The sequence below is a fragment of the Cystobacter fuscus genome (assembly GCF_002305875.1).
In the GTDB taxonomy this organism is placed as follows: domain Bacteria; phylum Myxococcota; class Myxococcia; order Myxococcales; family Myxococcaceae; genus Cystobacter; species Cystobacter fuscus_A.
The window spans coordinates 6,487,372-6,500,047 of sequence record NZ_CP022098.1 but is presented as its reverse complement, the minus strand read 5'-3'; the positions used below and the strand labels follow the sequence as shown (position 1 = coordinate 6,500,047).

10 protein-coding genes are annotated in these 12,676 nt (G+C 68.0%); 1 reads left to right on the top strand and 9 read right to left on the bottom strand.

Translation table 11 applies throughout. The features are described 5' to 3' along the window. Window positions 1-92: 92 nt before the first annotated feature. The 9 genes from CYFUS_RS26515 to CYFUS_RS26480 all read right to left on the bottom strand — a co-directional run bounded on the left by CYFUS_RS26515 (window position 93) and on the right by CYFUS_RS26480 (window position 12,157). Entirely contained in the window at window positions 93-1,433 is a 1,341-nt protein-coding gene (locus tag CYFUS_RS26515) for a hypothetical protein (RefSeq protein ID WP_095987768.1), read from the bottom strand. Beyond that, window positions 1,430-1,915 carry a hypothetical protein gene (locus tag CYFUS_RS52970; protein ID WP_232536813.1) on the bottom strand — a complete coding sequence of 162 codons (486 nt, stop codon included), beginning with the start codon at window positions 1,913-1,915 and terminating at the stop codon, window positions 1,430-1,432. The genes CYFUS_RS26515 and CYFUS_RS52970 overlap by 4 nt, the downstream gene beginning before the upstream one ends. A gap of 74 nt (window positions 1,916-1,989) precedes the next feature. After that, window positions 1,990-3,507 (bottom strand): HNH endonuclease, encoded by a 1,518-nt coding sequence (locus tag CYFUS_RS52965; RefSeq protein WP_232536812.1) that lies wholly within the window; start codon window positions 3,505-3,507, stop codon window positions 1,990-1,992. A gap of 109 nt (window positions 3,508-3,616) precedes the next feature. Next, window positions 3,617-4,123 carry a DoxX family protein gene (locus CYFUS_RS26505; protein WP_095987767.1) on the bottom strand — a complete coding sequence of 169 codons (507 nt, stop codon included), beginning with the start codon at window positions 4,121-4,123 and terminating at the stop codon, window positions 3,617-3,619. Window positions 4,124-4,236: 113 nt separating this feature from the next. Continuing rightward, complete coding sequence (glgB, locus tag CYFUS_RS26500; protein ID WP_095987766.1) at window positions 4,237-6,438, bottom strand: 1,4-alpha-glucan branching protein GlgB; 2,202 nt, start codon at window positions 6,436-6,438, stop codon at window positions 4,237-4,239. Next, window positions 6,435-7,772 carry a phosphotransferase gene (locus tag CYFUS_RS26495; RefSeq protein ID WP_095987765.1) on the bottom strand — a complete coding sequence of 446 codons (1,338 nt, stop codon included), beginning with the start codon at window positions 7,770-7,772 and terminating at the stop codon, window positions 6,435-6,437. Before CYFUS_RS26495 ends, glgB begins: the two co-directional genes overlap by 4 nt. After that, on the bottom strand, window positions 7,769-9,427 hold the full coding sequence (gene treS / locus CYFUS_RS26490) for a maltose alpha-D-glucosyltransferase (RefSeq protein WP_095987764.1): 1,659 nt from the start codon (window positions 9,425-9,427) through the stop codon (window positions 7,769-7,771). The genes CYFUS_RS26495 and treS overlap by 4 nt, the downstream gene beginning before the upstream one ends. A gap of 17 nt (window positions 9,428-9,444) precedes the next feature. Beyond that, the gene (locus tag CYFUS_RS26485) at window positions 9,445-11,445 is read right to left on the bottom strand and encodes an alpha-1,4-glucan--maltose-1-phosphate maltosyltransferase (protein ID WP_095987763.1); all 2,001 of its coding nucleotides are present in this window, start codon (window positions 11,443-11,445) and stop codon (window positions 9,445-9,447) included. Window positions 11,446-11,950: 505 nt separating this feature from the next. Continuing rightward, window positions 11,951-12,157 (bottom strand): hypothetical protein, encoded by a 207-nt coding sequence (locus tag CYFUS_RS26480; protein ID WP_095987762.1) that lies wholly within the window; start codon window positions 12,155-12,157, stop codon window positions 11,951-11,953. Between the two features lie 222 nt (window positions 12,158-12,379). On the opposite strand from CYFUS_RS26480, the gene CYFUS_RS26475 reads away from it, so the two are divergent. Further along, window positions 12,380-12,655, top strand: a complete 276-nt coding sequence (locus tag CYFUS_RS26475) for a hypothetical protein (protein ID WP_002620895.1) — start codon at window positions 12,380-12,382, stop codon at window positions 12,653-12,655. The last annotated feature ends 21 nt before the right edge of the window (window positions 12,656-12,676 follow it).

Below are 12,676 nucleotides of genomic sequence, written 5' to 3'. Positions count from 1 at the left end.
TCTAGCAGGTAGCTTGATGGCCCTGAGCGATTCGCTTGAGGTGGCGGGGGAGCCGCGCGTGCTGGAGCAGGCGCTGGCGCATTGGCGTCTGTTCAGCCGCGGTGCCGCTCGGCCGAGCGGAAGAGGAGGGTGAGAGAGTAGTCGAGCAGCGCCTGGCGCGAAGTCATGGAGCGCCGAGCCCGAAGGAAGGGCAACCAGACGCGGTCGCCCACGAGCACCTGAGCCTCCTGGAGCTTCTGGCGCGGAATCCACTGGCCGCCGAGGTGGCGCACCAGCACTTCGCCCAGGTAGGCGCCAATGGCGGGCACCGCGTGAGCGTCGAGGGCTTGCCTTGGGCGGCTCTTGGGGAAGTCCTCGCGCCAGAAGTAGAAGTCGGCGTCGGTGAGGGACTCGGGCGTCGCCGCGAAGACGGAGGGCACCTCCGAGTGCAGCAGCGCCACCAGGTGCTCGGCGAGGGTGCGGTAATGCTCGCGGGCGCGCTCCACGTCCTCCACGTCCGGGGGCAGGGCGGAGTCGGCGGGGCGCCACTCCTCGGGCTCGGAGGGGCGCCACGCGTTGAGCTCGGCAATCCGGCGCTGGCGTTGGTGACTGGCGGCGCGGTCCACCACACGCGACAGGAGCGGAGCCAGGTCCGGGTGGAAGCGGGGCTCCACGGGGGCGAGCAGGGCACTGCGCTCCTGCAGGGAGCGCAAAAGGGTGTCGAAGTCGAGGTCCGGCCGGAGGTGGGCGTGGGCACGGGCCTGGGCGAGCCGAGCCTCCTTGCTGGCGAAATCCGCCGCGGTGGGCCACGTCACCAGGAGCACGGAGCCGTTGGGCAACTCCTCTACCCGGTGAGCTGGTGTCGACAGCATCCGTTCGCGGCCGACGGTTTCCACCAGCTTGGGACCAAAGACATTGAGCCAGCACACCTCGTAAATTCTATCGAATCCGTCTCGGTACTCAGTCTCGTCGTCGCGGCCGAAATTGGGAGCGCCCGCCAATGCTCTGTCGTCGGTACTGTGGGCCATGGCATAGGTAACCGGGTAGCGAGAGGCCCAGGTGCGCACCAGTTCCACTAAGTGGTGACAGCGCTCCACCTCCGAGAAGAAGGAGAGCGGCTGCACGTTGATGAGGATTCCCAGTTCGGGAGGCCGTGGTGGGAGCCAGAGTCCGAACGACATATCCAACGCGGGCCACTCCGTCCGGTAGAGCCCAATGGATGTCCTGGCCCCATCGCGCTTCTCTTCCAGCGACTTGCAAAGGGCGGCGCGGGCGTACTTGCGTTGCCTCCTGCCTTTGACGACGTCCGGCATCCACCCACCGGCATACTCCTCGAGCGCCTGGAAAAAGGGCTCCACCTCGCGCTCCGGCGCTGCCTGTGGACTGAACGCACCGTCGAAGATGAGCAGGAGGCTGTCCTCCGGCTTCATGCCGTGAGGCTCTAATACTTTCATTGAAACAGCACCTCCAATCCTGGAACGGCCCTCTTGGTTTCGCCCACGGCTCTCTTCAAGAAGTCTACCCTCATGGGCTTGAGATCGCCCCCCTCATAAACGAGGCGAACCCGCTGGACGGGCGCTGCACCGCCCTCGCGGAAGAAGGGCTGGAGGGAGTCCCGGCGGATATCCAACCTCTCTCCGTACTTCCGCAGAGCTTCCCTCGCGTCCTCAATCATCTGCGCCTTCAAATCTTCGTACTTCAACCCCGAGAGGTCGCGGCTCTTGAAGCTGAACGTCTCCACGCGCCGTGGATGCCCGCCAACTTCTCCCTCTTCGATGACGAGCACGTCCGCGTAGCGCAGGCCGGGGCCCGGCTTCCTCACGCCCACCTGCGTTTCAATGCGGGGCCGGTCGAAGTCCCCGAGGAAGCGGCGCTCGGTCCGAGGCTTCAATGCGTCCTCTCGCAGCCGCTTCACCATGTCGCGCTCGAAGGCCATCCCCCGGGCAAACCACGCGCGCATCTGCTCATAGGGCTCCCACTTGAGGGGACCCTCGGTGGCCGTGCCCTGCTTCACCTCATTGAGGCGTTTCTCGTAGTAGTCGACGTACTCGCGCCAGCGCGGATTGCCCCGGGCCTCGGGCGGCGGGGCGTCGAGAGCCGGGCGGTGCTTCTCCAGTACGCCCACGTTCTTGGGAAGGCGCGGGCCCGTGGCCTCCAGCTCCACCGCCGCCAGCTCTTGGGAAGGCGCGGGCCCGTGGCCTCCAGCTCCACCGCCGCCAGCTTCGCCTCCACCACGGCCGGTGTGTGGCCGACGCCCTCATCCACCAGCGAGGCCAGGGTGCCCTGGCGCACCAGGGGGGAGCCCGAGGACCCGGGCCTGGCCTTGGACAAGAGGGGCCGCGCCTTGGCCACTTCCCCCCGGGCCTCGTACAGGGCCAGCGCGGCGTCCATTCCCCCCACGGCCACGAAGCGGCCCGCTTCACGTCTGGCTTGGATGTAGCGGGCCAGCTCTCGCAGTCCCTCCTCGCCCGCGCCCAGCCGTGTTTGCAGTTCCCTCGTCCTCTCCGCGAGGAGACTCACTCGCCCCCGCACCGTCTCGAGTCCCCGCCGGAGTCCGGCTCCTCCTGCCCGGGCCTCGTAGACGGTGCGTACGCCCTTGCCCCCCACGTACAGGGTGGCCAGCAGCGCGACGGGCGTCAGCTCGCGCACGGCCTGCTCGTACTCGCCCCGTGAGAGAGAGGACAGCCCGTGGCCCGTCCCCGCCGCGAGGTAGTAGAAGCCCAGCGGCACGCCGAAGGTGGCATGGTCCACGCTGCCCAGCAGCACGTTGCCCGCCGAGTAGTGCTGCCTGGCCGCTTCCCATTCCACCTCGTCGAGGTCCTGCTGGTAGGACGGGGGGAGCTGGCCTCGTTGCCGGGCGTAGTGGGTGTACCAGGCATTCTTCTGCTGCTCGTGGGTGAGCAGGTCCGTGACGGCGCGGCCCGCCCCCCGCAGCAAGTCTCCAGGCTGGAAGTCCCTGTCCGGACGGGCCGAGAGCTTCAGGCCGCGCGCCTCCAACTCGGCACACGCCCGGGGCATGCGCCCCAGCGTGGTCTCCAGCCGTTTGTCCCGGGCCAGCCAGAAGAGAAGCTCCCGCAGCTCCTCGTCATAGGCCGAGTCGAGGAGGTAGCGGACGAACACCTCGGCATGGGCGAGGCCATACCTGTCGGTGGCCTGCAGGAGGAAGGACAGCCGCTTGCGGTTGAGAAGGCCGGCGGCGTCCTCACGCACGGGCCCCAGCGAGCCGAGTCGCACGGCATCCCAGTCCGTGAGCGACTCCACCAGCCGAGGCATGTCCACGTGCTCCTGGAGCGCGACGTACTCCGCGGGCGAGCCGCACGTGAGGAAGGGGGCGAGCAGTGCGGTGCTGTCGTGGGAGGAGAAGTCGGGCCAACCCGTGGGCACGGCCTGCCCTCCGCAGGAGACGTCCGCGGGCGCCTCGCCCGGGCTCCCCAGGTCAGCCTCCGGGCCCAGCGTGACGCAACCGGTGCAGAGCAGCACCACCCCCAGCAGTGCCGCCCACCCGTGCGCCCGGGCCTCAGCATGCATTGAGCACCTGCCACGTCATGACGCCCCCTGGCACAGGGCTCCTACTCTAGCAGGCGAGCAGAAAAGTCAGGACGGGCAGGACAACTCCGGGCATGCGAAACACGCCCGCTCAGGCGAACAGTTGTGTCAGGAGCTCGCGCCGGGGCGACACCGTGTGTCGCCAGGGCAGCCGGGTGAGGCGCGGACGCTTCCGGGGTTGGATCGCCTCGTGGACGGACAGGCCCCCGGGGCCGCCCAGCAGCAGGCCCAACGCCGCGGCCATGAGCGACAGGTTGTACTCGTAGCCACCCTCTTGGATGTCGAAGCCGTTGGGGCCATGCACCTTGGCGATGGCCACCGCCTGCGTCACCAGCACGGACACGGCCGCCACGCGCGTGCCGATGCCCAGCAGCGACAGCACCCCGGCGGCCACCTCGGTCCACCCCGTCAGGAGCGCCCAGGTGCGGCCGGGTTTGATCCCCAGCTTCTCGAAGACCTGCGACGTCTGCTCCAGGCCCTGGGGCTGGAGCTTGGTGATGCCGTGGTAGAGCATCGCCGAGCCCAATGTGGCCCGCAGGGGAAGTGCCGAGTGGTGGGCCAGTTGCCCTTGCAGCAGTGCTGTCGTGGTCGCCGTCATCCTGCCCTCCGGAGTCGTGGTGGAGTCGTGGTCCGGGTAGCGTCCGCATCCCCCCGCGCCGTGGCAACGGGGCCCGGGCGGGGGAGCGAGCGGAGGGCAGGCACGGGGCTCGCCTACCCCGGGGTGAACCAGAGCACGGACAGCGGGGGCAGGGTCAGCACCGCCGAGGCGTCCTGGCCGTCCCAGCCCTGGGGCTCGGTGTGGATGCGACCCTTGTTGCCCATGCCGGAGCCGCCGTACTCACCGGCGTCCGTGTTGAGCAGCTCCACGTAGCTGCCGTGCCGCGGGAAGCCCACGCGGTAGTTCTCCTGGGGCATGGGCGACAGGTTGGCGATGCACACCACGTGGCCTCCCGGCTGGCGCGAGCGCCGCACGAAGGCGAGCACGTTGGCCGCGGCCGAGTCGGGTTGGATCCACTGGAAGCCGAGCGGCTCGCTGTCCGCGTCGTACAGGGCGGGGTGCGAGCGGTAGAGCCGGTTGATATCCGCCACCATGGACTGGATGCCGGCATGGCCCGGGCTCTCCAGCAGGTGCCAGTCCAGGCTCTTGTCGTTGTTCCACTCGTTCGGCTGGCCGAACTCGCCGCCCATGAAGAGCAGCTTCTTGCCCGGGTGTGCCCACATCCACGCGAGCAGGGAGCGCAGGTTGGCGCGCTTCTGCCAGTCGTCTCCCGGCATCTTCCCGTAGAGCGAGCCCTTGCCGTGCACCACCTCGTCATGGCTCAGCGGCAGCATGAAGTGCTCGCTGAAGGCATACAGGAGGCCGAAGGTGAGCTGGTTGTGGTGGTGCTGGCGGTAGATGGGATCCTTGCTGAAGTACATCAGCGTGTCGTGCATCCAGCCCATGTTCCACTTGAAGTGGAAGCCGAGGCCCCCCTCCTGCGTGGGCTGGCTCACCTTGGGCCACGCCGTGGACTCCTCGGCGATCACCACCGCGCCGGGGAACTTCGCGCGCACGCGATCATTGAGCTCGCGCATGAAGGAGATGGCCTCCTCGTTCTCGCGGCCTCCCCAGCGGTTGGGAATCCACTCGCCCGCCTTGCGGCTGTAGTCGAGGTAGAGCATGGAGGCGACGGCGTCCACGCGCAGACCATCGATGTGGTACTCCTCGAGCCAGAAGAGCGCGTTGGCGATGAGGAAGTTCTTCACCTCGTTGCGGCCGAAGTTGAAGACGTAGGTGCCCCAGTCCGGCTGCGAGCCCTGGCGGGGGTCGGCGTGCTCGTAGAGGGCGGTGCCGTCGAACTGGCCGAGCGCGTGGGAGTCCCGGGGGAAGTGGCCGGGCACCCAGTCGAGGAGGACGCCGATGCCGTTGTCGTGCAGGTGGTTGACGAGGAAGCGGAAGTCATCCGGGTGGCCGAAGCGGGCGGTGGGCGCGTAGTAGTTGCCCACCTGGTAGCCCCAGGAGCCGCCGAAGGGATGCTCCGCCACGGGCATCAGCTCCACGTGGGTGAAGCCCATCTTCTTCACGTAGTCGGTGAGCGCGGTGGCCATCTCCCGGTAGGTGAGGGAGCGGTCGCCGTCCTCCATCACGCGCCGCCACGAGGCCAGATGCACCTCGTAGACGGCCCAGGGCTCGCGCTGCACGTCCTTGTGGGCGCGCGCCTCCATCCACCGCGAGTCCGTCCACTGGTACTGATCCAGGTTGTGCACCACGGAGGCCGTGGCGGGAGGCACCTCGGTGCGGAAGGCGAACGGGTCCGCCTTGAGGATGCGGTGGCCGCCGTGGCCGGTGCGGATCTCGAACTTGTAGCGCGTGCCCTCGCCGACCTCGGGGACGAACAGCTCCCAGATGCCCGAGGAGCCCATGCGCCGCATGAGGTGCAGCCGCCCGTCCCAGCTGTTGAAGTCACCCACCACGGACACGCTCGAGGCCGTGGGCGCCCACACCGAGAAGGCCACGCCGTGGATGCCATTGTGGTGCACGGGATGGGCCCCCATGCGCTTCCACAGCTGCTCGTGGCGGCCCTCGCCCGCGTAGTACAGGTCCTGATCGCCCAGCGTGGGCAGGAAGCTGTAGGGGTCGCGCAGGGTGAACGTCTTGTGGCCCGGGTACTCCACCTCCACCTGGTAGTTGAAGGCGTCCGTCTTGCCGTTGACGCGCGCCTCGAACACCCCATCCACCCGCTTCGTCATGGGAACGCGTCCGCCGAACTCCGGCAGGACGTGGATCGCCACCGCGTCCGGGCGGTACGTGCGGACCACCACCCCGTCTCCATCCGGGTGGATGCCCAGCACACGGTGGGGCTCGGGATGCCGCAACTCCACGATCTGTTGCAGCTCGGCGTCCACCTGTTGCCGCTCGTTTGGCTTCTTCACTTGCGGACCTCCATCCTCATCAGGGCCTGGACGGGGATACGCACCCAGTCCGGCCGGTTCTGTAGCTCGTAGCGCACTTCGTAGAGCATCTTCTCCAGCTCGAAGGCCCCCAGCATCGCGGTGAAGCTCGCCTCGCTCTGCGGCAGGAAGGCCGCCCCGGCGGTGGCCGCGCGGTAGCCCTCCAGGAAGGCCTGGCGCGCGGGGGCGAGTCGCTCTCCCTCGGGCTGACCCTCCAGCCGCACCGTGGCCTCGGCGTAGTCGAAGGAGCGCAGCATGCCCGCCACGTCCCGCAGCGCCGAGTACTTCTCGCGCCGCTGGGCGAAGCTGCGGCCCGGCTCGCCCTCGAAGTCGAACAGGAGCCAGTCGCCTCCCGAGCGCAGCACCTGGCCCAGGTGCAGGTCGCCATGGATGCGGATCTTCTGCCCCGAGGGCGGCACGTGCGCGAGCTGCCGGGCGTGGCCGATGAGATCCTCGCGGCGGTTCTCCAGCTCGGGCGAGTGGCGCGCCGCCTGGCTGAGCGTCACGCCCATCTCCCCCACGATGGAGGCGCTCCAGCGCTGCACGTCCTCGGCGAGCAGGGGCTCGGGGGCGAACGCCGGATCATCCGTGCTGGAGGCGAGCGCGTGGTGCAATTGACCCAGGCGCTCGCCGAGCACGCGCAGGTCCGCGAGGAACGTGTCCGACAGGCGCGCGCCCTGGCGGAAGCAGTCCAGGGTGTAGCGCCAGCCGTCGGTGACGTCGGGGATGAAGCGGTGCACCACGGCGAGCGTGGCGCCCGCGGGCCCCTCGGACTGCAACGCGCCGAGCAGGGTGGGCGTGGCGCGGAAGGACGTCCGGGTCGCCAGGAAGCGGCCCACCTCGTACTCGGGGTTGATGCCGGCCTCGAGCTTGCGGATGACCTTGAGGATGAGCTGCTCGCCCACCACCACCGAGGTGTTGCTCTGCTCCACCTGCAGCCGGCGCACGGGCAGGGGAGAGGGCAGGGCGATGAGCCCCTCGGGCGTGTCGAGCCACTCGCCCACCAGCTTGCCGGAGGCGCTGGGCAGCTCGCGCTTCTCGCGGATGAGCTGGAAGAGGGCGCGCAGCACCTCCACGTCCTCGAAGGCGTCCTTCACGCCCTCGTCGGAGGGGAGCACGGGCAGCAGGTAGCGCTCGGGCGAGCCCAGCTCGTAGACGACCTCCACCACCGCCAGGGTGAAGGCGCGACCGCCGGGCAGCGGCACGGTGGCGTTGTCCACGGTGGACACGGACTTGATGGGCCAGGCCTTGCCCGCGAACCAGCGCTGGCCGCGCAGGTAGTCCGGGAGCTTCGTCAGATCGATCGGTGCCGTCATGGCATTCCCCTCCCGGGAGCGAGCTTCTCGAGGCGGAACCACAGGAACATGTAGGGACCCAGGGTGAGCTGATAGGGCAGGTGGGAGATCATGGGGAAGGGCGTCTCGCCCATGAGCTCCACGGGGACCTGTCCTTCCCAGTCGCGCAGGTCCAACACGGCGGGCTGCGCGAAGCGCGACAGGTTGCAGACGATGAGGATGGCCTGCCCCTCGTACTCGCGCATGAACGCGAGCACCTTGCGGTTGTCCGGATTGAGCCAGCGCAGCTGCCCCATGGCGAAGGCGGGGTAGCGCTGGCGCACGCGGATGAGGCGCTTGACCCAGCTGAGCAGCGACGAGCGCGTGCGCTCCTGGGCCTCCACGTTGATGCTCTGATAGCCATACACCGGGTCGCCGATGACGGGGGCGAACAGGCGCGCGCCATCGGCCCGCGAGAAGCCCGCGTTGCGATCGCTCGTCCACTGCATGGGGGTGCGCACGCCGTTGCGATCACCCAGGTAGATGTTGTCCCCCATGCCGATCTCGTCCCCGTAGTACATGACGGGGGTGCCGGGCAGGGTGAACAGGAGGCTGTGCATCAGCTCGATGCGTCGCCGCCCGTTGTCCATGAGCGGCGCGAGCCGCCGCCGGATGCCCAGGTTGATGCGCATGCGTGGGTCGGTGGCGTACTCCCGGTACATGTAGTCCCGGTCCTCGTCCGTCACCATCTCCAGCGTGAGCTCGTCGTGGTTGCGCAGGAAGATGGCCCACTGACAGTTCTCGGGGATGTCCGGCGTCTGCTGGAGGATCTCCACGATGGGCGTGCGGTCCTCGCGGCGCACCGCCATGAACAGGCGGGGCATCACGGGGAAGTGGAAGCCCATGTGGAACTCGTCGCCCTCGCCGAAGTAGACGCGCACGTCGGCGGGCCACTGGTTGGCCTCGGCCAGCAGCATCTTGTCCGGGTACTCCGAGTCGATCGCCTTGCGCAGCCGCTTGAGGAAGGCGTGCGTCTCCGGGAGGTTCTCGCAGTTGGTGCCCTCGCGCTCGAACAGGTAGGGCACGGCGTCGCAGCGGAAGCCGTCCACGCCCATGTTCAGCCAGAAGCGCATGACGTCCAGCATGGCCTCCTGGACCTCGGGGTTGTCGTAGTTGAGGTCCGGCTGGTGGCTGAAGAAGCGGTGCCAGAAGTACTGCTTGGCCACCGGATCCCACGTCCAGTTGGAGCGCTCGGTGTCCAGGAAGATGATGCGCGCGCCCTTGTACTTGTCGTCCGTGTCGCTCCAGACGTAGTAGTCGCGCTTGGGGCTCTTCGGATCGCGCCGGGCTTCCTGGAACCAGGCGTGCTGGTCGCTCGTGTGGTTGACGACGAGCTCGCTGATGATGCGGATGTCGCGCTTGTGCGCCTCGTCGATGAGGCGCTGGAAGTCCGCGAGCGTGCCGTAGTCCGGGTGCACCGCGTAGAAGTCCGCGATGTCGTAGCCGTCATCCCTCAGGGGCGAGGGATAGTGCGGCAGGAGCCACAGGCAGGTGACGCCCAGGTCCTGCAGGTAGGGCAGCTTCTCGATGAGCCCGGGGATGTCCCCGTGTCCGTCGCCATTGGAGTCATGGAAGGCGCGGATGTGGAGCTCGTAGATGACGGCTTTCTTAAACCAGAGCGGGTCCGTCTGGGTCATGGGTGGGGGCCTTGGCCTTATTCGTAGTAGTCGAACGCGTGCTCACTGCGACGGAAGCGGTAGACGGCCCAGATCGACGCGGGCTGCTCGGGCGTGAGTCGCACGTGCGCCGTGGGTCCTTGCCACAAGCCGCGCGTATCCGTCATCAACTCATGCACCTGGAAGGTCTCGTCGGGGGCAATCCCCAGCTCCTCCAGGGGCACGTGCAGCACGGATTCCTGCGCGTTGTAGGGATCGAAGCTCACCGCCACCAGCACCTGGCTCGTGCCGTCCGGGGTGCGCTTGAGGTACGCCATCACCTGGTCGTTCTCCGAGCGGAAGAAGCGCAGGTTGTCGTAGAGCTGGAAGGCGCGGTGGCGCTGGCGGATGCCGTTGAGCCGGGCGATGTAGTCGCGGATGTTGCCGGGCTGATCCGGATCCCAGACCTTGAGCTGGTACTTCTCCGAGTCGAGGTACTCCTCCTTGCCCGGCGCCACGGGGGTGCCGTCACAGAACTCGTAGCCACAGTACATGCCCCAGACGCTGGAGAGCGTGGCGGCCATGGCGGCGCGCAGCCGGAAGCCCGGGGGACCGCTGCGCTGGAGGAACTCGGGGAGGATGTCCGGCGTGTTGGGCCAGAGGTTGCCGCGCATGTAGTCGGACACGGGCGGGCTCGTGATCTCCTCGAGGTACTCCTCCATCTCCTGCTTGAAGTTGCGCCAGGTGAAGTAGGTGTACGACTGCTGGAAGCCGAGCCTGGCCAGGGCCTTCATCACCTTGGGGCGGGTGAACGCCTCGGCGAGGAAGACGACGTCGGGGCGCTCGGTCTGCACCTCGCGGATCATCCACGCCCAGAACTGCAGGGGCTTGGTGTGCGGGTTGTCCACGCGGAAGATGCGCACGCCCAGGTTCACCCAGTGCATGACGACGGACTTGAGCTCGGGCCACAGCGTGTCGCGCGCGGGGCCGAGCCAGTCGAAGTTGACGATGTCCTCGTAGCGCTTGGGCGGGTTCTCCGCCGTCTTGATGGTGCCGTCGGGCCGGTGGAGGAACCACTCGGGGTGTTCCTTCACGTAGGGGTGGTCCGGCGAGCACTGGTAGGCCAGATCCATGGCGATCTCGATGCCGTGGGCGTTGGCCTCCTTCACGAAGCGCGCGAAGTCCTCGAGCGTGCCGAGCTGGGGGTGGATGGCCTTGTGGCCGCCCTCGGGGCCGCCGATGGCCCAGGGGCTGCCCACGTCCTCGGGGCCCGCGGTGAGGCTGTTGTTCTTGCCCTTGCGCGCCTTGAGGCCGATGGGGTGCACCGGCGGCAGGTAGATGACGTCGAAGCCCAGGTCGCGCACGTAGGGCAGCCACTTCTCCGCGTCCTTGAACGAGCCGTGGGTGCGCCCGTCGCGCACCGCCGAGCGCGGGAAGAACTCGTACCAGGAGCCGTAGCGGGCCTTCTCCCGGTCCACGAAGACCTCGAGCACCCGGTCATAGCGCGTGGACACCGAGCGGTCCGCGTACGCCGAGGCCGTCTGGAGCAGGGTGGGGTCCATGGCCGCGGCGATGGTGCGGTGGTTCATCCCCGCGTCGAAGAGCTTCGCCGCCTCGAGGAAGCGCTGGGCGTGCTCGGGACTGCCGGCCTTCTCGGCGCGCTCGGCGTGGCCGCGCAGCATCGCGGCGCCCTCGAGCAGCTCGCTCTTCACGTCGCGGCCGGCGTCCACCTTGCGCTTGAGCTCGGACACCCAGGTCGCGAAGAAGTCCGGCCAGGCCTCCACCGTGTACTCGTAGCGGCCGTTGCTCGGCAGCGGCAGCGAGGCCTCCCACAAGTCATTGCCCCTGGCCACCATGGGCACCTCGGCCCACTGCGTCGCCTGGGGCTTGGGCGCGGATTGCCTCCAGCGCACCACCGCCACCAGGACATCGTGTCCCTCCTTGAAGATGTCCGCTTGCACGACGAGGGACTCGCCCTCGACCCGCTTCACCGCCCAGCGGCCCGCGTCCAGCTGCGGCCGCACATTCTCGATGACCGTGCTTCCGATTCTCTCGCTCATAGATGGAGGCGGCCCCTTATAGGTCTCCGCGTCGTGATGCCGACGCCGTCTTTCACCATGGGTTGATGATGGACGCTCCAGGCGTCCGGCCCGTTTGCTGGTGAACGTTAGGAACGGCCTCGCGGGGTGCCCACCCGCGCGCGTCACTTCGTTCGCGCCCCACGCCCCGCCGCGTGGGCGGGCAGCCGAGCCCGCGGGACTTGCTGGCGAAGGAGGGCAGGACAGGGGGCTCGCCCCACGCGAGGGACATGACCTCGAAGATGACCTCGCGCGCTAGACTTGACAGGTCAGGCGGGCGGGAGCACCATGCGCGTGTCGTTCAGGAGGGGGGACGGGGAAGGAGTTCGGTGACGAAGCTCGGGGGCCTCGCGACTCCACGTCCGTCCAGGAGAAGAAAGGGGGTGATACGAGCCGCGTCCTCGACATGCCCTCCGGGGAGAAGGAGAGAGGGGAGGGGAGGACCGCGGCGGGTCGCGCTTCGGCGAGGAAAAGACGAAGCGGGCGACTACGGCTGGGGCTGTGCCGGCGGGGACTTGTGCTTGTAGAAGAGGACCAGCGTGTAGCAGTGGAACTCGTTGTCGCTGGACTGGCAGACGACCCGGTCGACGATCTCCAGATCCGAGTTGCTCTTGAGCCAGCGGGTCACGTTCTCGCCCAGCTCCTCTCGCTCCTTGGCCTTCGTCGCGGAGAACACCTTCACGCCCGTGAACATCGCCTTCCACTCCTTGCGCTGTGATTTTGTACTGAGTGTACGGAAGGTTACCGCGCGCTCTCCATAGGTGTCAAAAAAGCTTACCTCTGGGCTTACCTGTGGTGATCGCGACCCCCGGGGGTTCCCCCTTGGAAGGGCATGCCTAGATTGCAGGAGTCGGTGGTCGTAGCGCCCGGGGGAAGGGCCTTCGGGCGTGTTGGGGATGGGCGAAGGGGGCAAATCATGGACGTGAAGACCAAGAAGGACCTGGCGGTCGACTTCATCAACGAGATCCGCACGATGGATCCCGCCGCGCTCAACGCGCTGATCGTCAAGGAAGCAGGAGAGGATCTGGCCCAGTTCTTCTTGAACTACAGCGCCAACCTCATCTCCAAGGATCCCTCGCGAGTGCTGGAGAACACCTCGTCGCTGATGCTGATGGGCTACCTCATCCGCACCCACGAGGAGCGCAACACCCAGGTGAAGCAGTCGGGCATCCAGGGCTACGCGTTCGCCTGAATCGGTCGGGGCGGGGTGCGC